The organism is Peptoniphilus lacydonensis (assembly GCF_900106515.1).
Taxonomy (GTDB): Bacteria; Bacillota; Clostridia; order Tissierellales; family Peptoniphilaceae; genus Peptoniphilus_A; species Peptoniphilus_A lacydonensis.
The window spans coordinates 789,153-814,935 of sequence record NZ_FNWF01000003.1; the positions used below are offsets into that span (position 1 = coordinate 789,153).

The following is a 25,783-nucleotide window of genomic DNA, read 5'->3' on the forward strand; positions in this document are numbered from 1 at the left end:
ATTATAAACAAAATTTTACAAATACTGCTTTTAACTTTGGGTAATTTGAGTTAATATAAGGATGGGGGTGCTTATGAAAAAATTATTTGGCGCTTTAGTGGCGAACTTTTTATCATTTTACATTTTAGATTTACTATTTGACAAAATTCACTTCGCAAATGCTGGATCAATTGTTGCCATGGCAATAATATTTGCACTAGTGAATATGACAATCAAGCCAATTTTAAAAGTATTATCTCTGCCAATTACAATTGTAACTCTTGGTATATTCTCACTTGTAGTAAACGCAATTGTTTTGGAAATCTCCTTTAGTCTTGCACCAAACTCTTCCATCGGAAGTTTTGGTACGGCTTTCTGGGCAAGTATCGTGCTAAGTTTTCTAAATAATCTTATAAGAGAAGCTATTAGCAAAAATTTTGAAAAATAATAAAAAACCCGCAGTTTTGACAATGTCTATCCTGCGGATTTTTTAATTTGTATCATATTTATTTAAAATTTAGTGATTTTTTAAAATATTCGTTGCAAGCTCAAGCATTTCAATTGCAACATTAAAATTGTCCCCAAATAAATCAAACACAGCATCTTCAGACAAAACTCCACAAGGCAAATTTTTAGGAAGTTCGCCTTTATCATATCTTTTTAAATCGTCAAAATAAACTTCAGAGCTGTAATAATCGCTTAGCTTTTGGTATTCACCTTGATGTTTTTCAAACTTCTCGATTGCATCTCTCAAGTTTTTAATTAAATCTTCGTGATCGTTTAAAATTCTTTCCATTTCAGTAATTCTTTTAACAGGATCCATACCGTCCTCCTTATAATATAATTTTTATCCTTTATCTTATTTAATTTTTACTCTTCACAATATAAATTATATTATAAAAAGAGATTTATATGAAGAAAAATAATTGAATGAAAAACAACCCTAACATATTGCCAGGGCTGTAAAAATTTTATTTAATTATTTTCTTCTACTTTATCTGGAAGAGTAATCTTTCCAATTTTAACTTTATAGTCATCTGAAGCACTAACAGTTTTATCATCTTTTGTTGATTCAAAATTTACAGTTGCTGTTATTGTCATTCCCTCTAATTTTTTAATGCTTTCTGGGGATGAATCTTCTATATTTATTTCTGGTGCATTTAATAATGCTTCGATTACAGCTTCCTTTAATTCTCTATCTGACTTTTCTTCAAGATTATCAACAGTTGTTGTGCCTATTGTAAAAGACTTTAGTCCATGATTTACTACTAAATCTTTTAACTTTACTATTGCATTTGTTCCTGTTATATTTTCAAGTGCTGTTTGTAAATTTTCTATATCAACTGTTGCTGTTCTTGTTTCTTTGTTAAATGTTTTTGTCATTCCTTCAAAATTAATTTCATCTATCGCACTAGAAACGGCATTTGCAAAGTCTTCTTTTAATTTTTCTTCTGAAACAGGTGCTTCTGGAACTGTCACTTTGTCAAATACAATTTTGTAATTATCTGTTACTTCTCTCTCACAATTCTCTTCTTTTGATTCGAATTTTACTGTTGCTTCTATTTTCTTTCCTTCTAATTTTTTATAGCCATCTGCTGTTGTAATATTTAAATTTTGTAGTTCTGGTGCATTTAATAATGCATCAATTACAGCGTTCTTTAATTTTTCATCTGTTTTTTCTCCAATATTATCAACAGTTGTTGTGCCTATTGTAAAAGACTTTAGTCCATGATTTGCTGCTAAATCTTTTAACTTTACTATTGCATTTGTTCCTGTTATATTTTCAAGTGCTGTTTGTAAATTATTTATTTCTACCTTTGATGTTCTCGTTTCTTTGTCAAATGTTTGTGTTAATCCTTCTGGCAAAGTTATTTCATTTATTGCTTTTTCTACTTCATTTGCAAAGTTATTTTTCACTTCATCTTCTGTTGGGCATGTTGATGCTTCATCTTCATAAGTCAATTTTATTGTTGTGTTTTCTGTTATAGTGAATGTATATTTTCCATCTTCTCCTATTGATAATTCTTCTGAATTTTCTCCAACAATTTTTTCAACTTTTGCAACTTTATCTTGCACTGCTTTTACTGTAAATGAAATTTCTGTACCTTTGTCGTATTTTTCATTTTCCTTTGGTGCTGTTAAATTTTCTATTCCACTTTGTTCATCAATTACCTTCAAAGTAAATTCATCTGTTGTTGGTTTTGATGGTTCTGCTGGTGTTATTGTTTCTGCTGGTATTAATGGAACTAATGGACTTGATTCTTTTCTAGTACTTCTATGTGATTTTGATCCTCCACCTGTTGGCCATTTGCTATCTTTAATATCCATTACTGGTAAAGAATTCTTTGCTACTTTTGTAGTAGTCTTTTCTTCTTCCATAAAAGCATTGTAAAACATTGTGAAAACATCGCCTCTTAGACCTTCTTTTGAAAAATCTAAGTCTTCTTTTATATTAGAGTCTTTTCCAATAATTCCAAGTTCCCTTGCCCAAGCTATCCAAGATGTTGGCCATGTAGCATTTTCATACATTTCCTTAGTCAAATCTTTTTTCTTTAAGCAAACTAACATTTTGATTACTTCTGCATTAGAGATTTTATTTTCGGGCTTAAAAGTTCCATCTGGATATCCTGCAATAATATCAATATTATTTGCACTCTTTTCATCTTTTACAACCGAAATAATTCCATTTGCCCAATATTCTTTTTCTACGTCAGTAAATGGTTTTTCCTTTCCTTGTAATTTCTTTGCTTCCTCTTGTTTTTCTAAGGCGTACACAATTATTGTTGAGAATTCACTTCTTTTAATCTTATCTTCAAGTTTCAAAGATCCGTCTGCATAACCATGTAGGTAGCCTTTCTTTTGTAAAGTTTCGATTTTTTGATCTCTTCCAATAGTATGATCAAACTCTGGCAGTGCAAAAACATCTGCAAATGTTAACATAACCATTACTAATGCAAGGACCAGACAATTAATTCTTTTTGACATAATAGTCCCTCCTTATTTTTTGAAAACATCAACGATTTTCATATCCAATAATATCATAATCCTTAGATTTTTTCTATTGATTTAGATGATTGTAAAATATAAATAAAAACTTTCTACGATTTTACATTCGCACTAAATAAAAAGGACTACCTTTTGATAGCCCTAATTTTGTGTTTAGTCTTTTTTGAAAAATTCTACACCTGCTGTAAATATATCTTCTAATTCTATTCCATCAATATTTTTAAATGTGTCTTCTGTCACTCTCTCACTGTGACCCATCTTTCCTAAAATCTTTCCGTCCTTTGACATAAGTGCCTCTACATTTAGTGCTGATCCATTTGGTGCATCTTCGTAACAAATTGCGATTTGTTCATTATCTAACATTTCTTTTATTTTTTCTTCACTTGCTATAAGTCTTCCTTCTCCATGTGAAACTGGAACTTTGTAAGTTTTTCCAACTTCTAGTTTTGAAAGCCAAGGTGAATTGTTAGACATCACCACTGTGTCAACTACTCTTGCTATATGTCTTGTACAAGTGTTATACGTTAACGTTGGATCTTCTTCTTTTAATTCTTTTATTTCTCCATAAGGAAGCAGCCCTGTCTTTATAAGTGCTTGGAATCCGTTACAAATTCCTAAAATCAGTCCGTCATTTTCATTTAAAAGTTTTTCAATCGCTCTTTTTACTTTTTCTGATCTTATTACATTTGCAATAAATTTTCCTGATCCTCCTGGTTCATCTCCCAATGAAAATCCCCCTGGTATAGCAAGTATTTGTGCTTCTGATATTTTTTCTGCAAGTTCCTCTATTGATTCTAAAACTTTGGCCTCGTCTTTATTTTTAAATATTACAATTTCTGCTTTTGCTCCGGCTCTTTCAAAGGCTCTTGCTGTATCATACTCTGAATTTGTCCCAGGGAAGGCTGGAACTATTACTTTTACTTCGTCAACTGGTTTTTTAGATTTTCTTCTTCTATCTGGTGCTTTATTTTGTTTTATGTCACTTAATTTATGGGAGTCAGTTGGCTTAAATATTTTGTCCATTGTGTGAAGATAAGCTTTTTCTAATTTTCCTTTGTCAAGTTCTTTTCCATTCACTTTCATCTTCATGTCACTTCTAAATTCGCCAATTTTTTCGATAAAATCTCTGTCTTCTAAATATTCTACGACAAAAGAACCATAAAGTGGTGAATAAAGGTCAACTACTTGTAAGTCAAAACCTACATTATCTATTGCCATTTCATATATTTGTGGAAGTGTTCCCTTGTGATTTATTGCTGCTGCTGAAATTATATTGCCACTTTTTATTTCTTGTTCTAGATGTTCAAAGTTCTCTTTTGCTTCTTCTAAGTTAAGTGTTCCAATGTGTTCTCTGTCTGTTTTTATAACTCCGATTTTTCCCTTGCCTTTAAATTCTGGGCTTATAATATTTTTTGCATCTTGTGTATTTACTGCAAAGGAAATTAATGTTGGAGCTACATTTATATCTTCAAAAGTTCCACTCATTGAATCCTTGCCGCCAATTGGAGGTGCATCAAAATATCTTGATGCTGTAAGTGCTCCTAGTAGTGACTTGAGTGGCTTTGACCAAGATTTTTTATTGTCCATCTTTTCATAAAATTCTTGGAAAGAAAGTCTAATTCCAGTAAGGGGTGCACCTGCTGCAATTAGTTTTGCAATTGATTCTATTACTGCATAATATCCTCCAAGATATTGCGATTCTTCTGATAGTTTTGGATTAAAGCCATAACTCATAACAGATGCTGTTTTGGAATTGCCATCATCTGTTGGTATGAGTGCTGCCATAACTTGTGAAGGTGTATTTTGTTTTTTACCGCCAAAAGGTTGAAGTACAGTTGACGCTCCCACTGATGAGTCGAAAATTTCTACCATATTTTTCTTTGATGTGATATTTAAATCTGATAAGTACTTTTCTAAATCTTCTACTCCATCTTTATTTGTCAAAAATTCTGGGAAGTCTTCGCTTACTACTTCAACTTTTTCTTCTCTCTTTGCACCAGTTTGATTTACAAAGTCGTAGCTCATGTCGCAAATTAGTTCATCTTCATAATACATTTTAAGTCTGCCGTCGCCAGTTACCTTTGCAACTTCTGTGCTTTCTAAGTTTTCTTTATCTGCAAGTTTTATAAATTTTTCTACATCTTCTTTATCTATAACTACTGCCATTCTCTCTTGCGATTCTGAAATTGCAATTTCTCTTGGCTTTAGTCCAGAATATTTTAGAGGAACTTTATCAAGCTTTACTTCAATAGAATCTGCAAGCTCTCCTATGGCAACGGAAACTCCGCCTGCTCCAAAATCGTTACATTTTTTAATTAATTTTGCTGCATCAGGATTTCTGAAAAGTCTTTGAATTTTTCTCTCTTCAGGTGCATTACCTTTTTGCACTTGTGCTGATTCTGTTTCAATTGAAGAAACATTGTGTGACTTTGATGATCCCGTTGCTCCACCAATTCCATCTCTACCAGTTTTACCTCCGAGTAAAATTATTACATCGCCCTCTATTGGTTCAATTCTCTTTACATTTTCAAGAGGTGCTGCGGCAATTACTGCACCCGTTTCCATTCTCTTTGCAACATATCCACTGTGATAAACTTCATCGACAAGACCCGTTGCAACACCAACTTGATTTCCATAGGATGCATAACCAAGTGCTGCTTCTGTTACGATTTTCTTTTGGGGAAGTTTTCCTTCTAAAGTTTTTTCTATTGGAGTGAAAGGATCTCCCGCTCCAGTTACTCTCATAGCTTGATATACATAACTTCTGCCAGAAAGTGGATCTCTTATTGCTCCACCAAGGCAAGTGCTTGCTCCACCAACTGGTTCGATTTCTGTCGGATGATTGTGCGTTTCATTTTTAAACATAAGTAGATAGTCACGAAGTTCTTCTTTGCCATCTACTTCTACCTTTGCCTTTATCTTAACAGAGCAAGCATTTATTTCAGAGGAAACTTCTAAATCTTCTAGCTTTCCATTTTTTCTAAGTTCTTTGGACAAAATTGTACCAAGACTCATTAGTGTAATTGGTTTTTTTATGTCTAGTTCTTTTCTCATGTCCATGTATGAGTCAAAAGCTCTTTTTATTTCTCTATCAAGTTCTGTCACAACATCAAAATCTATATCTAATTCTGTATTAAATGTTGTGTGTCTGCAGTGGTCAGACCAATAAGTATCTATTATTGCAACTTCTGTTTCATTAGGATCTCTATTTTCAGATTTAAAATAATCTTGAAGAACTTTTAAATCTTCTTTACTCATGGCAAGGGACTTTTCTTCTACAAAGTTTTTTAATCCATTTTCATCTAAATTGTTAAAACCATTATAAATTAGATTTTCGTGATTTTCTTTTGCGTCATCTTTTAAATCTATTTTTTCAAATACATCTACTTCGTGAGAATCGACAGGATTTATTAAAAATTCTTTAATTTTTTTAAGTTCGTCATCACTTATGCCCTCTATGTCATAAACTTCTGCCACCTTTGCCCTTATTTTTTCATCGGTAAAAAGTGCAAGTGTTTGAATAAGTCCATCTTCTCTATTGTCAAATTGTCCAGCTTGATACTCAACTCCAATTGTCTTGTAAAAACTTTCTTCTAATCTTTTGTAATCTTCACAATAAATTTCTTCTACTGGTGGTTCATAAAATACATTTGAAATTGTTTCTTCCAAAGTTTTGTCAGAAATTTCAACATCATATCTTCTGTATTTTTTTAAACTTAAAGCATCAATTCCAAGAGATGATTTTATTTCTTCTCGAAGTGCTTTTGAATCGTGGTCAAATTCGTCTTTCTTGCATACATAAATTCTCTTAATATTATTTTTCATCTTCAACTAACTCCTTTGGCTCAACTGCATAATTGCCATTAAAGCAGGCCTCGCAGAAAATATTTTCTTCCATTAAAGTCGCATCTAGCATGCCTTCCATTGATATAAAAGCTAAAGAATCTGCCCCAATCTTTTCTCTCATTTCTTCAACAGAATAATTTGCTGCAATAAGCTTTCTTCTAGACGGTGTGTCTATCCCATAGTAACAAGGATATTTTACTGGAGGCGAAACAATTCTCATATGAACTTCCTTTGCTCCAGCTTTTTTCATTCTCGTAATTAAATTCTTTGAAGTTGTTCCCCTAACTATGGAGTCATCTACAACTACAATTCTCTTGTCGCGCAAAACTGTTTCTAAAGGATTTAATTTTAATTTTACAGAAAGTTCTCTTTCTTCTGCCGTAGGCTTTATAAAAGTTCTGCCCATGTATCTATTTTTTACAAGACCTTCTGCAAAAGGAATGCCTGATTCTTGTGCATATCCCATTGCCCCAGGTGTCCCAGAGTCTGGTACTGCAATGACAAGATCTGCATCAACTGGTGCTTCCTTGGACAAAATTTCGCCACATCTTCTTCTGAAATTGTAGGAATTTACTCCGTCAAGTGTTGCATCTGTTCTTGCAAAATAAACATATTCAAAGATGCAATGTTTTTTTTCTTTGTTTTCATAAAAATCTGAGTGGATTCCATTTTTATCTACAACAATAATTTCTGAAGGTTCTACATCTCTTATGGCATCTGTTCCAATAATTTCAAGAGGAGCATTTTCAGATGCAATTATAACCTCACCATTTTTTGCCCTTCCTATAAGAAGAGGTCTAAATCCATAGGGATCTCTAAAGGCTATGAGTTTATCTTCAAAAAGCATTACAACACTGTAAGCTCCTTTTATCTTTGCCATAGTTTTCTTAACAGCTTCAATTATATCGCCTTTATAATATTTTGCGACAAGAGATAAAATTACTTCTGTGTCAATTGCAGTTTGGAAAAGCATACCTTCATCTTCAAGTTCTTTTCTAATTGACTTGTGATTTACGAGATTCCCATTGTGTGCAAGAGCAAATTCTTTGTTCTTTGAGAAAGCAAGTAGTGGTTGTGAATTATACTCATAAGATCCACCTGCTGTGGCATAGCGAACGTGACCTATGCCAATATTTCCACTTAGTTTCAAAAAACTTTCATCATCAAAATTATCATAGACAAGACCCATACCCTTATCTAATATCATATTTTTTCCATCAAATACACAGATTCCGCTTGCCTCTTGACCTCTGTGTTGAAGAGAGTTAAGTCCATAAAATAGTTTTTTACTTACATCACTCTCAGAATAAATTCCAATAACTCCACACATTAAAATAACACCCTCTTATAATTCTATAAATTATTTTCAAATTAAAATAAAATTACCCACTGCTTTCTCTAAATAAAAAAGCCCATCAAAAGATGAGCCTCAATTATCTATATGAAAAATTAGTCGCAAAAATTGCGTTTCTAAGTCCATGATCTCTATGATAAAAACTTTTTGAAAACGCAGAAAATAAAAACATAAAATCAACTAATCCTCCAATCATAATAAAATAATTATATCATAAATATATGAAATTGTAATTATTACATCTAATTTTTAAATTGTGATATTACTTTTCCCTATACTTTACAGAAACTATATCTACAATAAAAATCGCAATCATATTGTTTAAAATCCAAGTTTTATTAGGATAACTTAAATAAACTGGATCCCATGTTGGTGAAAACTTTTCCTTATAAGCCCTAAGTCCTTCAAAAGAATAAAATTTATATCCAAACTTATAAATTAAATATGCAACCTTTTCTTCTACAAAACTATTTGTATTAATGCCAACATTGGAAAGTGGCGCCATCCCTATCTCAAAATATTTTTTCCCTTGTTCTTTGAAATATATCGTAAGTTTCAAAAGCAGGTATTCCATAATACTATCTAAATTTTCATCTTTTTTGTATCTCATAAGATCAATTGTGGCACAAACACTATTTGGATTTGGCATAATGTTTGCAAAAGCAAGGATATTTTTATCTTCATCTCGCACTACTGCCATGTCGCAAAACTTTAAATAATCTCTGTCAAAATACCCAAGAGAAAATCCTCTTTCTTTTTTATCGCCAAGCCAATTTGCGGAAATATTTTCTAACTTATTCAAAAATTCTTCATCATAGGGAGGTTTTAAAACTTCGAATGTATAATTATTTCTTTCAAATTTTGAAAGAACTTTCCTCTGCATCTTGTGTTTTTTACCTTCCAATGAAAATTTTTCAAGTTCTATATTTGCAGTTTCTCCAAATTTTAGAAAAGAAAATCCATAATCATGGAGTTTTATAGTTTGTTTTTCTCCAATTTCGTAAAAAATTGGACTGTATCCGTAAGTATCTGCATCTCTTATAAATTTATCCAAAAGTTTATCAAAGTCTTCTTTATTGCCAAAAGGTTCGCCCATTACAATTATTTTGTCTTTATAAGTGTAAATAGACATCCCACAAGTTGCAACTTCCTCATCTTTGTAATAATAAATTTCTTTATCTCCAACAAGGGCAAGCCCTGATTCAGGATGAGAATCATAAATTTCTAAAAGGCTTAAGATTTTTTCTGGATCCATTTTCTCTCCAAGCTTTATCCTTTTTCCTTTTAAATATCTTGATAGAAAAGACGCTGACACTATTAAAAGTGTAAATACAATGGCAAAGTGTAAAAAGCTATTTTCAAAGGGCACTATAAAGAAATCCTTTGGATTTATAGGTTTTAATTTATAATTTATTGCCATAAAATAAATTGTTACAATAGAAATTATTCCAAGTATAACCATATCCGTTGTAACAGCTTCAGATGAGTAGACAAGCTGCTCTCTATGAGGAATTTTTCTTGTTGTTATTGTCAAGAAAATTAAAATAATTATAAAAAACATTTCAATAAATCCAAATCCACTTAAAATTGAATAGGTAAGTGCGAGTACAAGGTAAATCAAAGTAACTTTTGTAGTCCTCTTTACTTTTTCTCTTGTGCTTCGCCCAAGTATTATAAAAGAAAATCCAAAGAAGAGGCTTGGAAATTGATAAATTAAATTCGCATGAAGGGGACTAAAATTTTTTAGCCACTGAAATTTTCCAAGCTCATCTGGTATTGTGGTGGAAATTATCATAAAAGCACCTGTTATATAAAGCATCGTTGAGGATAAATCGAGCCCCAAAGATTTTATTATCTTTGAAGGGATATTGTCCTTTTTTTCGTCAAAGACTGAGCCCAAATCTTCCATAAAAAATAAAAATCCAATTGCAAAGGGAATTATATAGTAAAAAATTCTATAAAGTAAAATCCAAGAAAAAACTACTTCGCTTTTAACTCCAACAGATGTAAGTGCAGCAAGTGCCACTAAATCAAAAGAACCAATGGATCCCGGTATAAAGGATGCAATTCCAATTATATTTGCAATTACAAAAATTGATAGTATATTAAAAAATTTTACTTTTATTCCCAAAACAAATCCAATAAAAATAAAAAATAGGCAAGCTCCAAACCACTCCAAGAAAGAAACTAAAGAAACTTCTGCTGCATATTTTTTTGAAATTGCAAATTCTCCATCATTTCTTATTTTTGAAGCGAGAAATAAAACTGGATAATATAGCACTCCTCCAATTAACCAAATCTTATAATTTATTAAAATTTTACTTTTTGAAATTAACAAAAATATTAAAGATATAATTGCAAGAAAAGAAATTCCTGCCAAATCAAAGAGAAGGGACTTCACAAGAAATTCAAAGAGGTGCTTGTCCTCTTTTTCTTCTCCAAAGTATCTCATTCTAAGTCCCAAGTTTATTACTCCGCCAAAACCTATTAAATTATTAAAAGAATTTATTGTAATAGATCTCTTTACAATATACTTTTTGTCCCTATTTATTTTTAAAAATTTCTTGAGCAAAAAATCATAGCCAAGCATTGGCAAAAAAGATACAAATCCTAAAATTGCCATGGCAAAAATTTTTATTAAATTTATTTCATAAAATATCCTAGAAATTTCTTCTAAAGATATTTCTTTTCTAAGTTTTCCAAATTCAAGAACAATTAATAAAATAACGCCAGATAAAAATATTGGCTTTATATTCTTTAAAATTTTCTTTAACTTTTCCACTATTCCCCCCTATATAAAATAAATTTTACCTCCAAATTCATTTTACAATTATTTTTTAAATTTTTAAATAAATAATATAAAAAGATGCCCTTTGACGTCTTTTAGATTGATTACAAATTAAAAACTCCTTTGTGCGAAGTTTTTCTACAATCTTAATTCGTCTTAAGCATCTTTTAAAATAAATTTATTTTGGAATTATTAAAGTAAATTTACAATTACTCTTGATATTTCTGATCTCGTTATATTATCTTTTGGTGCAAATTCTCCATTATCTCTTCCTTCAAAAAGACCTCTATTTACAGCCTTTTTAACTTCATCCTTTGCCCAGTCTGAAATCTTTTCAGAATCTTTAAAGTCAATGTCTTTAAACTCTTTTCTTTCAATTCCAAGCTTTTCAACATATCTATTTAAGATAGCTGCAACTTCTTCTCTTGAAATTTCTCTATCTTTTTTAAATTCGCCATCTTCATATCCATAGATAATCCCATTTTTGTTTGCCCAAATTACATAACCATTGTCATCTGAATCTTTGTCCAAATCTTTAAAGATTTTTTCATTGTAATCTTTAGGACTTACATTTTGCATCTTTGCAAGTGCCTTTACAAGTTCAATTCTTGTGGCCTTTTTGTCTGGATAAAATTTTCCGCTTTTTAAGTCCATTAGATTTTTATCTAAAACTTTTTCTATATATTCTTTTGCCCAGTGATCTTTATAGTCACTTTCATCTGAAGTTTTATTTGATACAACACTTTCTTTTTTATTTTCTTTCTTTAGTGTGCTTCCTGCAAATACTGAATAAGTTTTTCTGTTATGAGAATGATGTTTCTTGGTTGAACTTTCCCTATCTTCCTTTGAATTATCCTCAGTATTATTATTTTTATTTTCTTTATCTTTAATTAATTCCGCATTGTCTTCTATATCTGTCCATGGAATTTTCTTCGAATCTTGATCTTTCTTTTCATATTCATATTTTTTTGCGAAGTCAAATCTATCATTGAAGTTAAAATTAACTACATCGTCATTTCCCTTTCCAAGCATATAATTTACATCAAAGAAAGTTTTTTCATCATTAGAAAGACTTGCAGCATAAGGTGAATAAGTTTTTAAGAAAATCTTATTCGCATCTTCGTCAAACTCTATATACTTGAAAAATCCATTTCCGCCATTGTATGAAAATTGATAATCAGCCAAAACTGTCAAGACTGGCTTTTCATTGTCATTCATATAAACTTTATTTCCAGCTCCATGATAGTGACCTGATACTGTCATAAATACTTGATCATACTTTTTAATTACATTCCAAATTTCTTCTCCAACTCCTGAAAACTGAACAGAAGATGGCTCTGTGTCAGAACAGTCAACTACATTGTGAGCCACAATTATTGTTGGATTTTCTTTATTACTTCTTAAAATATTTTCAAACCAATCCATGTCACGACCAAGATCATACCAAGAAAGGCCAATCATTAAATACTCATAGGAACCTGCTCTAACTTTCATGTAAGATGATCTTCCAGAAGGAGAATCATTTACTACATAATTTGCCTTTTTGGTAAATTCTGAATCCTTTCCATAATAATCTTTATAAAATAAATCTTTAGGATTGTTGTTTGGATTCATATAGAATTCTTTATCATCATAACCATATCCATCTTCAGGCAGATAGTCGTGATTGCCTGGAATAATCAAAGTTTTTATTTCAGAATCGGCAAGCTTATAAAATGTATTTTTAGAATTTTCAAATTGTTCCTTTGAATCGTAATCTTCAACTATATCTCCAAGGTGTGAAACTGCTTTAATATTTCCCTTGTCTTTGTCATTAATTAATCCCCTAATAGCACTATCCATTACATCTGGTTTAAATTTGACAGTGTTTTGCGTATCTGGTAAAAATACAAAATTGTAATTATCTTTATTTTCTAAGGCAAATTCCTTATTTGTGCCAAAATCTCCTGCAAGACTTTCTGGATTTGGTATCAACCACTCACTTCTATCTAGTGCCCCTTTAGAAATTCTAATTGTTTCAATATTTCCATTTAAAAATTTATCTAAAGTTTGATTTCCTTCCTTCCACCAAGATGATCCAACTCTAAATCTTCCATCTTGTGGATCGGCAAAAATACCTTTCATAGCTCCTCCATCTGTTGAATTATAATTTCTAAATGATTCCGCTCCATTTAAGAAAGACTTTATATTTCCCTTATCATCACAAGTTATAGCAATATGATACCATTGACCACCCTTATCCATTGCAACAGACCACACAGATGAATTCATAAGATGTGAATCCTTTTCATTCACTGTCAAATATTGAATTTCTTTACAATTTGAAACTGCAACAGATGTTGAACCAAGTTCTGCTTCGTCCATTGTATTGACATTTTTGGGATCAGCAACTTGTCTTGCCAACATTCCCATCCATCTATCGCTATTAGTCCAAGTCTTTGGCAAATAATATAAAATTTCAATTGTATAACCATCACTAAAAGTTTCTTTATTTATTGGGGCATTTTGAGTCGTTATAAAATCTGCCCCTCTATCCTTTGCGATTCCACTAAATTCAACGGAACCTTTTCCTAATACTGATTCATTTGAAAACTTCAAATATTTTTCCCACTCTTCAGCACTCTTATCATCAGTAAGATGTCCTCCTGTGTAAGTTTGCATTTCTAAGTCGTTATTATTTCCACTTTCATCTTTAATCTTAAGAGTTCCATCTTCAATAGAACCTGTGGAATTATCTTTGTTAAAATTCCATTCTGCCACAACATTTGATTTTGCAAAAATTCCATTTGGAATTAGAGTAAAAATTATTGCAATAATCAAAAATAATGACAAATACTTTTTCTTAAATTTGTTATTCATCTAAAAAACCTCCATTATTGTATTCATTGTTAATATAGTTTAACTTTTTTAATCTTTAAATAAATTTGAGTAAATAATATGTAAAACAAGATTATTTAAATAATTTTTCACGAAAAAAAAGAGCAACCTCAAGAGCCGCTCTTTTAACTAAAAACTTTTTAATTTTATTCTTCAATAGAAACTTTATTTGCACCATCAATTTTAATATTTGTGCTGTAATATCTTGTAAGTGCCTTTATCATATATTCTGGATCTTTTGCACCTGCTGTTTCATAATTTGAGTGCATTGCAAGTTGAGCAAGTCCAATATCCACTGCGTGAAGGGAAACTTGTGTGTTAGAAAGATTTCCAAGAGTCGACCCTCCTTGCATATTGCTTCTATTGGCAAAATGTTGCACTGGAACATCTGCAAGGGCACAAATCTTTTTAAATATTGCTTGTGAAAAAGCATCTGATGTGTATTTTTGATTTGCTGCCTCTTTTACAACAATTCCTTCATTCATAAAAGTTCTATTTTCATCATCAGTTAGTTCCTTGTGATTTGGATGAACTGCGTGGGCATTGTCTGCACTAATTAAAAATGATTTTGCTACTGCTTTGTAATATTCTTCTTCATCAAAACCAAGTGATACATTAAGTCTTTTTAAAGTATCGTGGAGAAGTGTACTCATTGCACCTTGTTTTGTATTTGAACCAACTTCCTCGTTGTCAAAACAAGCATATACATTTACCGCTTTTTTATTTTCTCCTGAGATAAAAGCTTTTAATGATGTAAAAGCACATTCTAAATCATCAAGCTTTGGTGATGAAACAAATTCATCTTTATATCCCCATATTTTTCCAACTTGTCTATTTACAAGAAATAAATCTTTTGAAATTATTTGATCTACTTCTACGCCAAGTTCTTCTGCAATCATTTTGTCATAGTCACCTTTTTTAAGTGCACCTGTTGTAAATAGCGGAAGTAAATCAACTTGTCTATTGTAATTATAACCCTTATTTACATCTCTATTCATGTGGATTGCCACATTTGGAATTATTAAAATATCTCTATCAATATATAAAAGTTTAGAAACAATTTCTCCATCTTCTTCGACTAGAATCCTTCCTGCAATTGTAAGAGGTTTATCGAACCAAACCGAATCAATTGGACCGCCATATACTTCTACATTTAATTTTAAATAATCCTTTGGGCCTTCAAGTTCTGGAACGCTTTTTATTTTAAAAGTAGGTGAATCAGAGTGAGATGCTACAAGTTGGTAGTGATAATCTAAAAGATCAGATCCAACTTTAAAAGCAATTATACTTGAACCATTTCTAGTTGTGTAATAATTTTTTCCCTTTTCAATATTCCAACTTTCACCTTCTTTTAATTCTATAAAATTTTCTGCATCAAGATATTCTTTTACAGTTGCCACTGTATGAAACATACTTGAACTTTTATTTATAAATTCTAATAATTCCTTTGAAATTTCTAAATAACCCATACTTCCTCCTTTTAAAATCAGCTTAATTTTTTATCTTCTTTCGCTCTAATAACTGGCAATATTACCCCAAGAGCAATTAAAACAACTGGTGTAATAATATTTAGTTTTAATTGGAAAGGATCATCTGATGCCATACCTAGTACACAACAAAATGCTGTTACTAGAAAACACCAAAATCCAAAGAAAAGTGCTACTCCATTATTTTTTGAAAATTTAAATTCTCTGTCAAATTTATCATTATTTTTTCTAAGATAAATATATGCCAAAAATACCCATAGATAACGAAGTGGCATCATAATGGAATTTAGTTTTGTAAGTTGTCTTAAAACTGTTGCTGCTCCTGGCACCAAAATTTGTGCAAGAATAATTGAACCAGAAAGTACAACTACAAGTTTAATTCCATTTTTATATGCTCCATATTTATTTTTCTTTAAAAGATTTCTCGGAATAAATTTATTAGTTCTATCATCGTCTAGTAACATTCTCAGTGGTGCATCAATACTTACAACAAGAGTTGAAAACTGTCCAATCATATTACATAGAGCATAAATAACCATTATTAAATTTCCAACACCATAGTAATCTCCTAATTTTTGGAATGCCCAATAAGCACCATTAGCTGCATAAGAATCAAAAGTTGCTTGATCTGCATTTATAATAGCTGGATCAAACATCATACCCATTGCAATTGTTCCAAAAATAGCAGAAACAACTACCATTATAGCTGCAAAAATCATTGACTTAGGAAATTCTTTTGCTGGATCTCCGTCCATATTGTTGACATAGGGACTCATTTTTTCAATTCCTCCAACAGCAAATACAAGTATAGATAAACTTGTAAAATACTTCATATCAAAAGTTGGAATTATGTTGTCAAAGGACCAATCCATTTTTAAATATCCACCATTTGGATTAATTTTTGGTGCAGCTAACATCATTAAAATGTATAAAATTCCCATGATAAACATACTAGAACCTGCAATAGTAGCTAATTTTTTTAGAGGATTAAGACCTCTACTTGCTACCCAGCAGAAAAATAAAAATATACATAAAGTAGCAATTTGAACATAAACTGTTGGCAAAGAATCATAAAATTCTGCATTGTGATAAATCATCCAGCTAAGTGCCTTTAGTCCACCAGAGCCCTTTGAGGCAATATATGTTATATGAACTGCCCAATAAGTCCAACCAGCATAATATGCAATTTTATCAGTAGTAGTTGCCCTCATCCATGAAGTAACTCCTCCACCTTCATCTTTAAAAGCAGATCCCAGTTCTCCTACCATGAGTGCATAAGGAATAAAATAAAGTACGAACATTAGGACCCATGAAAATATTACTTGAATTCCGTTAAAGAATACGAAACCGTTAACAACATTTCCAAAACCCCACAAAGTGGAAAACGCCATAAAGCAAAGCATATACCACTTAATTTTCTTTTGTGAATCTTGCATTGTATTTCTCCTCTCATATATATTGCATGATTAAATTAATTATAACCTTAATGATTTTTACCGTCTAGTTAATTTAAAAAAATAGAAAACATTTTTACAATGATAGCTATTATTTCTTATGTATTAATTGAATTCAATTGAATATTAACATCAAAATCCTTTAAAATACATTTATGTACCATCATTAAGTATTTATTATTTTAAAAAATATAAATTTTAACCTTAAAAAATATAAAAATACAATACTTAATAAGTTAATCATAACCACCTCTAATCAGATGATTTGCTCTCCTCCTATAATGGTTTTACCAACAACATTTCATGCTTTGAATTTTCTTTCTCGTGTACAAATTCCATAACTAATGCTGAAACATCTTATTTTTGTTTCTGTCTTACTTGCTCACCAATAATCAGGTCTGTATCGATTAAACATAATTTTCGTATATCCTTTGGATAAATACAATATTATATTTACGCATACATTTGTCTGTGATAATCAATTTGCCTTTTTAGTCATATTATAACTACCTCTTATTATTTTATGTCTAAAAAACTCTATTATAATATTGAGGTGATTTTTTGTTTCGCATACGTTACATCTTAAATAAATAGGATTAAAAAAAGCCATCCATAACGAATGACTTAAAATATTGGTGGAGGCGGCGGGAGTCGAACCCGCGTCCGAAGACCTCTTACAGAAAGATTCTCCGAGTGCAGACTCCTCTTTAATTTTCCTCTGCATTACTAGAGTGTCAAACTCATACAGAGTATCGCCACTAACCCCCTCTGCTATGGCGAATCACAGAGTTCGTTTGCCCGCTAATTTGAAACCCGGTTACAGTTCGCGGCATCTGGCCGGATTGCTACCTAAACTTAGGCAGCTAGTGCGAAATTATTTTCGTCGTTTATTTTTTATAGACCATTTTTACGTTGTATGATCCATCAACGACTCGCTACTTAAAGCTCAAAATCCCCGTCGAAACCATTTTCGCCCCCCTATTTAATTAGATTAAAATTATACTAAAATTTGCTATTTTTGTCAATTTTAGGTACACTCTCAAATTTTTTATTTTTGTCTATTCTTCTTTGCAAATTTAAATCTCAAAGAACTTTTCCAAATAAAATATCCAATAGCTGAACCTAGTACATTTAAAATCAAATCATCAATATCCACTGATCTTCCAATAAAAAATTGAATAAACTCCACAGAAAGAGATGTGAAAAAAGACAATTTAACAATTTTTGAAACATTTCTATATTTCTTAAAAATTTCAGGAATTAAAATCCCAAAAGGTATAAAAATTATTATATTCCCAAAGACATTTGTAAGCGTGTGAAGAAAACCAGAATACTTTATATAATTTTTTATAGTCCTAAAGGGAATTAAATTTACTCCCCATGATCCCGATGAAATTCTATCCTTAAAGTTTCCAACAAAGTCAAAATTTTCATTAGTCAGATTAATACCAGAATTTGCAATATAAGAATTGGGGGTAAATAACATTATAATTAAAAAAGCAATATATCCTGCTAATATACTCAAGAGTAGTTCTCTAAAACCACTTGAATCTTTTTTCCTATGGGGAAAAAACTTGACTCTTACTAAGGAAAAAATTACAAAGGTAATTATAAAGGCAGGTATAGCTCTTGCTGCAAAAAATAAAAACAACTTCATATATTTTTTAGTTCTATTAGATTTGTTATAGAATAATCATTTTCTTTTACTATAGTATCCCAGGTGTCACTAGAATTTTCATCATAAATACCAATAGTCTTTAATCCTGCATTTTTAGCAGTTCTAAGTGCCAAATATGAATCATCAACTAAATAAATTTCTTCTGGTCTATTGCAAAGATTTTGGGCAATTGTAGTGAAAAATTCTTCTTCAGATTTTATAAATCCCAATGAATCTGATGTATAAATTTCCTCAATAAAATTGTCTATCCCATATTTTTTTATTACTATTTCCGCAAATTTTTCTGCAGTAGATGTCCCTACTACAATTTTAAATCCTTTATCTTTAAAATAATTTAAGACCTCAATAGCATTGTCCTTTAAGTTAACTTTATTTTCATAGAAATCTATAACTGCATCGCTAAATTCTTCATATAGCTCTTCAAAACTCTCACTTAAATTGTAATATTCTTTTAAATATCTAAGTGAAGTTTTTAAACTCATAGTAGTCATTGTGTGCCCTACTTCATTCGAAATATCTATTGATTTCGTCTTCATAAAATTTTTGGACAAATTTCTCCAATATCCCATAGAATCAACTAAAGTACCATCTAAATCAAATATAATAGCTTTCATACTACCTCCATTCTTCTTTAGCTAATTATATTTTAGTTGTAAACTTTTTACAAATCAACTATAATAAGTTTTCAAAACAAGTAAAATTTTTTTAAAAAAGCTTTGACATTTTTTTATTTGATGTTATAATAATATTTGTTGAAAAAATAATATAGAGAATTTAAATTTTTTGTAAATTTTTTGTTATCGGGGTGTAGCGCAGTTTGGTAGCGCACGTGGTTTGGGACCATGGGGCCGGGGGTTCGAATCCTCTCACCCCGACCATTTTTTATTTATTTTTACATTTCTTTACAAATGGCTAAAAATACAAAGATTAAGCATGTACTCAATAACTAAAGTACATGCTTTTTTACATGTTTTTACACCTTTTTACTGTTGCGTTACCAACTCGTTGCCAACTTTTATAATTCTTCTACCTATCTGAATGTCTTTATTTGGTTAGCTTTTAAAAATATATTTTTAATTTCTACATAAAAATAAAGCCCAGGTTTGAAACCCAGGCTCAATAAAATCATTTTTCTTTTAAATCTTCTGTATTAATAATATTGGTTACATCTCCGCCTACTCTTTTCCCATCCACATAGCTTTCACCTAGTACATAAGAAATCATAGCTCCAAATGTCATTATTATTGTTGTTATTTGTTCAATGCTGCCTTTATCAAATTTTAAAAATGCTAAAACTGCACTTACTAATGCAATTAAAAGCACCCAAAACTTTCTACTTGTAAACTTTCTAATAAAATCTTCTCTTTTCATAAGATTCTCCTCATCATTCATTAGAGTTTTTTTCTATTAGTTTATCCAATGCTCTATCAAGCAAAGAAAAAACTTCTCCTCTTGTTATAGCGTCATCAAATCGTCTCTCATGGATTTCTATCCCTTTTTCGTTTAAACTCTTAAAAGATTTTTCCGCCCAATGTTCTTTTTTATTTTCCATTTTATTCACCTTCATATTTTTTATTTCATTTACATAGTTTAAAAGTTTTCTACCATAATCATTTGATGGAGCCCATCTGCCGCCTAAGTCCTCTACATATTTACAAGTGCCAAATAAATAGGCAAAATGTCGTGGATCCATTGTATTGGATTTAGGATAACCTTTAGCACCTGCATATAAAGCTAAGTGATCTAAATGGGCACTAATTCCATCTTCCCATGTTGCAAATCTTTTGTGGGCTGAAGCTTGATAATCTCCACCGCCTTGAGTTACCTTTAATCCACATGGATTATGATAACTAGCATCTATGCCCGCGGCTGATTTAATTTTGTATAAAAAGCCTGTCTCATGTGCCATTTGTGCAAATGCAATGACCGGATTTATTCCAATAATATTAGATAATCGCCAGTAAGTATAAGCAAGCCCAATAAATTCTTTATCATTATTTTTTGTTTTTGCCCACTCTTTCATCTGCTCCAAAGTTGCACTAGGTGCACTTAAAATTGATGTCTTAGTGCTTTTTACTACTCCAAAATATTCTGCAATAACTTTTGCTGTTACTGCTGCCACTTTATCTAAATTATCCACATATTTTTTGCAATCTGAATAATTATCATGAAAGGCATGCTCTATTATAAAATTATGCTTAGCAAGGCCATTTCTTAATATCCCATAATAATTGGAGCCTGATTTGTTTTTTCGATACTTAGTTCCTCGGTTATTAGTTCCAATTGCTGTTGATATTGCCGCACATAATTTATCTGTTAGGGTTTTAATACTTTCTTTTGGGTTAGTTGAGTCCCAAATTTCAGTTCCTGTGGCTGAACCCCCACCAGCGTTTGAATGTAAGCTAATTAATAGGTCATAACCTTTTGCCTTTTGACCTCTTTGAGCCAGGCTTGGATTATCAAATCGGTTGATTCTCGTATTTCCAACTATAAAGCCATAATCTTCTAGTGCTTTTTTTAGTTTCAGGGAATAGATATAATTACAATCTCCCTCATTGCAGAATTCAAAGCCCGGAATGCTTTTAAAACCTCTATTGTGAAAGGCACCTGCTCCATGTCCAGGGTCCAACATTATTTTTGTCATCTCATCAACTCCTTCATTGCATAATAAAAGGCAGCTATTGAAGCCGCCCTTATTTTCTTAATTCGTCTAAAATTTTTTCTGACTTTTCATCATGTTTTTCCAATTTTCTGTGTAGGTCTTTATTATAGTAATCAAGTCTATTTACAGTATCAGCAACAATTTTATTTGTAATCGACAACTCTTTAACAGATTCAATGAGACTTTCAATCAACAACTTAAAATCAGTGTCATTCATTTGCAAAGTTCCAATGCTCTTTATAAGGTCATCAATTTGTTTAGTCCTCTTTTTATCGTTAGCTATTACCAGATAAGTAAATAACCCCAAGAAAACAATTATTATCGCTCCTGCAACTCCTACTGCTAAATAAAGTTCCTCTATTGTTTTATATTCCATGCGGTCACCTCTTTGTTTGATTTTTAAAATAAATATCTTGCTCTCTTAATTTATTTTTCTCAATAAATTAATTCTATTTCCATATATCAGACCTCCAGTTTTATATTGTTTGCTATTATATTATTTGTTCCTTGATTGTCAAGGTTTTTATAATATCGATTACCTAAGGCAAGACAATACCTAGCCCTAGCAGTAAGCCATATATCACGATTAGTACTAACACTTTTTCCAGTACACCCAATTAAATTAACTTGTTTTCCATCAATGTAGATTGGTGTGCCACTAGTTGAAGTTCCTGAACAGTTTGATAGTGAATGGTTTAAACCTAAGATAACCAACCCTTGTTGATTGGTTGAAGCTCCTGAACAGTTTGAGAATGAATTATTTGAACCATCGATTAAAAACCCATTACTAGTTGAAGCTCCTGAACAGTTTGAGAATGAATTATTTGAACCATTGATAAAAAAACAGGTGCTGGAAGCACCTTTTACACTACAATTTTCTAAAATATTTTCGCTCGTATTGTCATTAACATATACAGAAGGATGGGTTCCATTATTTATTACATTTACATTTTTTATATAATTTTTATTTCCTTTGATATTAATAGAATTACTAGTATCATGAGTAATATTTAAATCTGATAACCTACAATTTTCAATTCCAGTTGAAATATTAACTATAACTGAATTTCTCTCGTCTTTAGTTAATTTATCAATAATATTAGTGGAATCCCCATAACCTTCAATAATCGTATTATTTTTAGTAAAGTTTATAGCTAAATTTTTCTTTATATTAAAATTTCCTTCTGTTAATTGAATTTTTCCACCATATTCAGGAAGTTTTGTAATAAAATCATTGATTATTTCAGCCGCACAATCAGATTCTTGTATTATATAATCAGCTCCTGATTTTGAATTTTCAGAAGAATCATAATTTGCTATAACAAAAGTTGCAGACCTTGAAGATGAAATATTTTTAAATTCTGCTCCATTAGTTGTTTTAGTTAAAACTTGATTTTCTTTTCCCGCTGGTAAATCAAATTTTTTATTCCATTTTTCTTTTTCAGAATTAGTTACTGTTCTATGAGTTGAATCTTCTTCCATTTCTGAAAGTTTAATTTTTATGTCTTTCTTCATAGCATAGCCACTTAAATCTTGCTTAGGTGATAATTTTTCAATCGCTTGTTTTGTAGCCTGAGGTGTCATGTATTTTGTGTTGTCTACACCACTTTCAGCTTCTTTTTGACTTGCTTTTGATAACTGACTATTTTGTAATTCTGTTATATCCTTTTTTATTTGTGTGTCATCATATTTAGTATCGGTCGCACTAATTTTTCCATTAACTATTTGGATGTTTGTTCCTGCTGTTAGGCTCTCTTGTTTACCTTTATTTAATTTTTCAATGTTATCTTTAATTTGTTGATAATCAAAATTAGTAAAGTTTCTTGCAACTGGTGTTGTTCTTGTCCAACTCCCACCATTACCTTCAATACTTCTTTTTACGTTATAGCCACCATCTGATCTCTTTTTTTCAACTAATATCGTTTCAGCTGTCTGGTCCGTTCCTATAACTGCTAAATTAGGAAGACTTCCAAATACAGAACCATCTGCTACATAAATTATTGTTGCATCTGCAGCTAAATTTTGTGTTAAGTATGTTTCGGGTGAATTAACCACTCCGTCATACATTTTATTTAAATTCGTCATTTTCCACCTCTTTTTTTAAGTCTACAAATCTATGCTTGCCGATTCTTATTTCATGACAATGTCCATAATTTTCATCTGGATCATAAAAAGTGTGATATGAGTGTTTTGGCACTACTATTTCATGGCAGTGATCAGTTCTAGTATTAATAATCTCCACCCCCTCTGGAATTTGTGAATAGTTGTATAAATAAGCTTGCGTTTATCCTCGTCAAAGTATCTGGCATTATTTCAACCGTATGCCATGTTCCTCTTTGGATTTTCCCACCATCATCTTTGCTTAAATAGGGTATTAAATTTACTTCAGTATCTTTGGTGTAAACCATTTGGCCATCAACCTTTAAATAACAATACCTAGCTTTGCTTCCTTCATAGATTCCATAATCTATGTCATGCTTATGGTCGGGCAAAATAAAAGTGTGCTTATGCGACTTTATATTTAATTGGTGGGTATGTGATCTAATATTTACGCTGTGGCTGTGTTCTGGAATGTTTACACTATGATTATGAGCAGGTACATTTACTTCGTGTTCGTGGTAAGTTGTTTGATAGATTTCTATATATCCTGTTCCACCTTTTACACCTACTCTCTGCATTCCACCTTTTACATGTGTTGAACCATGAGTTGTGGTGTAATCTCCACCACCGGACCCCGTTGAAGTATAATCTCCACCACCTGAGCCTGTTGATGTGTAATCTCCACCGCCGCTTTCTGTGGAAGTATAATCACCGCCACCTGATTCTGTAGTAGATACATCTGCTCCACCACCTTTTGTGGCTCTTGAATATGCTCTAAATTGTTCTATCGTGTAATTTAGGATTAATTTATTTATCCTTGCCATTTCTGTAGGAATGTAAAACCTTAATGTTGCTGGATATTTAGGATCACAGTTATCTACAAAAGCCATCTGCATTAGATTGGTGGCACCTTGGCTGTAGGTGTCATTTATCCTGGCTCTTTCTTGTATTTCTGAAATTGAGCCTGTTATGTCTCTCTTTTTATTTGCTATCTCTATTTCAATATCAAATGGATTACCTCTTAGGTCATTTTTCCTTACACTTACTATTGGGACCTTTAAATTAATATTATCTTCTGTATCTCTTATTAATACATAATCCCCTGGCATAAATTTAGGGTACTTTTTGCTGTCTTTAATTGATAAATCTACCGCTTGAATTTTATAAGATATATATGGTTCAGAAAGACCATCTAAAATTGACCTTGCATATTCCATTAATGTAGTTGGTGATTCAAATCTTCTGTCTACTAAGATAGATTGTTTAAGTCCATACTTTCCTACATTCTTTTCTAAATAAGCCCTGCCATTATTTACTGAAGTAATATCTAGTTGATTATCTCCCTCGCCATACCCCAAAGCATAAAGTCTAGTTACAATATTTGTTGGATCCACAGTTTTTTCAATATTTTGCATATTCTTTCGATACTGAATATCTGCCCTATAATTTTTATTTAATTTTTTTAAATTTATAGTCCACGGATATGAAGTAGTGTCCCAAGTCCATCTATAATTTTCATTGAATGGCTTCGGAACTGAAAATAATGCTGCAAGTAAATTTTCATTCTCCCATTTATATTCGAACTGACGACTATAATCACATTCGACTAGCTGCCATCTTTTTGTTGATTGCTTATCTAAAATGTATCTCAACACTTGCCCTGTATATACTCCTAAATTTCCTATTTGGTGGTATTTAAAAAGTACATCATCAATAAGTGTTGCTAAAACATGTTCACAGTTATATTCAATATAAGATGTTTCTTCTGTAGTCAATATTGTAGGTAATATTCTAAATAAATCTATCCTGTCATTTCCATCAAATAATTCTACATAATTAAATGGCTGGCAGTATTTTGTCTTTGGATCATCTCTTGGCAATTTAAAGCTACAAGTCCATAATTCATTTAGTTTTAAATCGTAACCTATTTCGTATGCATTTTCTAAAAAAGCAAGCTTATTCATTTCTGAATCATAAATTTTAATGTTATATTTTCTCACTATAACCACCTATCTTTCCAATAGGTGTCAATGCTTACACTACCCGCTCCAACTGCATCAATTTTTATGTCATTTTCTCCTGGTAAGAAGTCAAAGAAATCACCTTCTTCTGTTAGGAGGTGTATTGCGTTTTCTCCATTAATGGTTGCTGTTAAATCGCAAGTATTTATTTCTATTTCTTGCCCTGGTCTTAATACAAATCCTTTGATTTCTATATATTCTTCACCTAATAGTGATCCAATTCCTTCTGCTTCAAAAGTGATTTCTGAATTTAGATCCTCAATTAAAATTATTGAAGTAGCCACTGCTGATGCATCAAAATTAATTGCTAATTCTGCAGTTTCTTTTAATTTTATTTCTAATATTGAAGTAGCTGATGCTTCATAATCAATAGTAGCTCCAACTTTTCCTAATTCTTTTTGAATTAAAATATCTTCTACTTTTGTAAAATAATTTATTTCTGAATTAGCTGTTAAGGTTATGTTATTGTTACTTTTAATATTGAATTTTCCAATATTAAATTTTCCTGTGTTATATGCTCCCATTTGAGCA

The 25,783-nt window shown here is 31.1% G+C and carries 18 protein-coding genes, 1 tRNA gene and 1 other RNA gene; 2 read left to right on the forward strand and 18 right to left on the reverse strand.

Features of this window, described 5'->3' with window-relative positions; all coding sequences use genetic code 11:
* Positions 1–73: 73 nt before the first annotated feature.
* Positions 74–427: a phage holin family protein gene (locus BQ5450_RS05485; RefSeq protein WP_010246172.1), complete on the forward strand. Its 354-nt coding sequence runs from the start codon at positions 74–76 to the stop codon at positions 425–427.
* A gap of 69 nt (positions 428–496) precedes the next feature.
* Here the strand turns inward: BQ5450_RS05485 and BQ5450_RS05490 are convergent, their stop codons facing one another.
* The 11 genes from BQ5450_RS05490 to BQ5450_RS05540 all read right to left on the reverse strand — a co-directional run bounded on the left by BQ5450_RS05490 (position 497) and on the right by BQ5450_RS05540 (position 19,083).
* Positions 497–802: a DUF4298 domain-containing protein gene (locus BQ5450_RS05490; RefSeq protein ID WP_010246175.1), complete on the reverse strand. Its 306-nt coding sequence runs from the start codon at positions 800–802 to the stop codon at positions 497–499.
* 152 nt (positions 803–954) lie between these two features.
* Positions 955–2,964, reverse strand: coding sequence for an S-layer homology domain-containing protein (locus BQ5450_RS05495; protein WP_071126218.1), 2,010 nt, complete (start codon positions 2,962–2,964; stop codon positions 955–957).
* A 174-nt stretch (positions 2,965–3,138) separates the two neighbouring features.
* Complete coding sequence (locus BQ5450_RS05500; protein ID WP_071126219.1) at positions 3,139–6,810, reverse strand: phosphoribosylformylglycinamidine synthase; 3,672 nt, start codon at positions 6,808–6,810, stop codon at positions 3,139–3,141.
* Positions 6,800–8,161 (reverse strand): amidophosphoribosyltransferase, encoded by a 1,362-nt coding sequence (purF, locus tag BQ5450_RS05505; RefSeq protein WP_010246184.1) that lies wholly within the window; start codon positions 8,159–8,161, stop codon positions 6,800–6,802. Before purF ends, BQ5450_RS05500 begins: the two co-directional genes overlap by 11 nt.
* 286 nt (positions 8,162–8,447) lie before the next feature.
* Positions 8,448–10,967: a bifunctional lysylphosphatidylglycerol flippase/synthetase MprF gene (mprF, locus tag BQ5450_RS05510; protein ID WP_071126220.1), complete on the reverse strand. Its 2,520-nt coding sequence runs from the start codon at positions 10,965–10,967 to the stop codon at positions 8,448–8,450.
* 198 nt (positions 10,968–11,165) lie between these two features.
* Positions 11,166–13,832, reverse strand: a complete 2,667-nt coding sequence (locus BQ5450_RS05515; RefSeq protein ID WP_071126221.1) for an S-layer homology domain-containing protein — start codon at positions 13,830–13,832, stop codon at positions 11,166–11,168.
* Between the two features lie 164 nt (positions 13,833–13,996).
* A complete protein-coding gene (locus tag BQ5450_RS05520; protein ID WP_071126222.1) occupies positions 13,997–15,319 on the reverse strand; it encodes a M18 family aminopeptidase in 1,323 nt (440 codons plus the stop codon).
* A gap of 17 nt (positions 15,320–15,336) precedes the next feature.
* Entirely contained in the window at positions 15,337–16,773 is a 1,437-nt protein-coding gene (locus tag BQ5450_RS05525) for an APC family permease (protein WP_010246196.1), read from the reverse strand.
* A 651-nt stretch (positions 16,774–17,424) separates the two neighbouring features.
* Positions 17,425–17,769: a transfer-messenger RNA gene (gene ssrA / locus BQ5450_RS05530) on the reverse strand.
* A 70-nt stretch (positions 17,770–17,839) separates the two neighbouring features.
* The gene (locus tag BQ5450_RS05535; protein WP_234347000.1) at positions 17,840–18,316 is read right to left on the reverse strand and encodes a VanZ family protein; all 477 of its coding nucleotides are present in this window, start codon (positions 18,314–18,316) and stop codon (positions 17,840–17,842) included.
* 128 nt (positions 18,317–18,444) lie between these two features.
* Positions 18,445–19,083 (reverse strand): HAD family hydrolase, encoded by a 639-nt coding sequence (locus tag BQ5450_RS05540; RefSeq protein WP_071126223.1) that lies wholly within the window; start codon positions 19,081–19,083, stop codon positions 18,445–18,447.
* Between the two features lie 187 nt (positions 19,084–19,270).
* Here BQ5450_RS05540 and BQ5450_RS05545 point away from each other — a divergent pair.
* Positions 19,271–19,347: transfer RNA gene (locus BQ5450_RS05545), tRNA-Pro, on the forward strand.
* A gap of 247 nt (positions 19,348–19,594) precedes the next feature.
* On the opposite strand, the gene BQ5450_RS05550 is transcribed toward BQ5450_RS05545, so the two are convergent.
* The 7 genes from BQ5450_RS05550 to BQ5450_RS05575 form a co-directional block, all read right to left on the reverse strand.
* Positions 19,595–19,840, reverse strand: coding sequence for a hypothetical protein (locus tag BQ5450_RS05550; protein ID WP_071126224.1), 246 nt, complete (start codon positions 19,838–19,840; stop codon positions 19,595–19,597).
* A gap of 13 nt (positions 19,841–19,853) precedes the next feature.
* The gene (locus BQ5450_RS05555; protein ID WP_071126225.1) at positions 19,854–21,113 is read right to left on the reverse strand and encodes an N-acetylmuramoyl-L-alanine amidase; all 1,260 of its coding nucleotides are present in this window, start codon (positions 21,111–21,113) and stop codon (positions 19,854–19,856) included.
* Between the two features lie 49 nt (positions 21,114–21,162).
* On the reverse strand, positions 21,163–21,507 hold the full coding sequence (locus BQ5450_RS05560) for a hypothetical protein (RefSeq protein WP_071126226.1): 345 nt from the start codon (positions 21,505–21,507) through the stop codon (positions 21,163–21,165).
* A gap of 86 nt (positions 21,508–21,593) precedes the next feature.
* Entirely contained in the window at positions 21,594–23,216 is a 1,623-nt protein-coding gene (locus BQ5450_RS05565) for a hypothetical protein (RefSeq protein WP_071126227.1), read from the reverse strand.
* Positions 23,200–23,373, reverse strand: coding sequence for a hypothetical protein (locus BQ5450_RS09040; RefSeq protein ID WP_159052468.1), 174 nt, complete (start codon positions 23,371–23,373; stop codon positions 23,200–23,202). The genes BQ5450_RS05565 and BQ5450_RS09040 overlap by 17 nt, the downstream gene beginning before the upstream one ends.
* Entirely contained in the window at positions 23,360–25,231 is a 1,872-nt protein-coding gene (locus BQ5450_RS05570; RefSeq protein ID WP_083379730.1) for a phage tail spike protein, read from the reverse strand. The genes BQ5450_RS09040 and BQ5450_RS05570 overlap by 14 nt, the downstream gene beginning before the upstream one ends.
* Positions 25,231–25,776: a phage distal tail protein gene (locus BQ5450_RS05575; RefSeq protein ID WP_071126228.1), complete on the reverse strand. Its 546-nt coding sequence runs from the start codon at positions 25,774–25,776 to the stop codon at positions 25,231–25,233. Before BQ5450_RS05575 ends, BQ5450_RS05570 begins: the two co-directional genes overlap by 1 nt.
* Between the last annotated feature and the right edge of the window lie 7 nt (positions 25,777–25,783).

Bases quoted from the DNA above. Each gene is read 5' to 3' on its own strand.
- BQ5450_RS05565 (WP_071126227.1), bottom strand. From the start codon at position 23,216: ATGACGAATTTAAATAAAATGTATGACGGAGTGGTTAATTCACCCGAA.
- BQ5450_RS05500 (WP_071126219.1), bottom strand. From the start codon at position 6,810: ATGAAAAATAATATTAAGAGAATTTATGTATGCAAGAAAGACGAATTT.
- BQ5450_RS05490 (WP_010246175.1), bottom strand. From the start codon at position 802: ATGGATCCTGTTAAAAGAATTACTGAAATGGAAAGAATTTTAAACGAT.
- BQ5450_RS05540 (WP_071126223.1), bottom strand. From the start codon at position 19,083: ATGAAAGCTATTATATTTGATTTAGATGGTACTTTAGTTGATTCTATG.
- BQ5450_RS05520 (WP_071126222.1), bottom strand. From the start codon at position 15,319: ATGGGTTATTTAGAAATTTCAAAGGAATTATTAGAATTTATAAATAAA.
- BQ5450_RS05555 (WP_071126225.1), bottom strand. From the start codon at position 21,113: ATGACAAAAATAATGTTGGACCCTGGACATGGAGCAGGTGCCTTTCAC.
- purF (WP_010246184.1), bottom strand. From the start codon at position 8,161: ATGTGTGGAGTTATTGGAATTTATTCTGAGAGTGATGTAAGTAAAAAA.
- BQ5450_RS05485 (WP_010246172.1), top strand. From the start codon at position 74: ATGAAAAAATTATTTGGCGCTTTAGTGGCGAACTTTTTATCATTTTAC.
- BQ5450_RS05515 (WP_071126221.1), bottom strand. From the start codon at position 13,832: ATGAATAACAAATTTAAGAAAAAGTATTTGTCATTATTTTTGATTATT.
- BQ5450_RS05550 (WP_071126224.1), bottom strand. From the start codon at position 19,840: ATGAAAAGAGAAGATTTTATTAGAAAGTTTACAAGTAGAAAGTTTTGG.
- BQ5450_RS05525 (WP_010246196.1), bottom strand. From the start codon at position 16,773: ATGCAAGATTCACAAAAGAAAATTAAGTGGTATATGCTTTGCTTTATG.
- BQ5450_RS05495 (WP_071126218.1), bottom strand. From the start codon at position 2,964: ATGTCAAAAAGAATTAATTGTCTGGTCCTTGCATTAGTAATGGTTATG.
- BQ5450_RS05575 (WP_071126228.1), bottom strand. From the start codon at position 25,776: ATGGGAGCATATAACACAGGAAAATTTAATATTGGAAAATTCAATATT.
- BQ5450_RS05560 (WP_071126226.1), bottom strand. From the start codon at position 21,507: ATGGAATATAAAACAATAGAGGAACTTTATTTAGCAGTAGGAGTTGCA.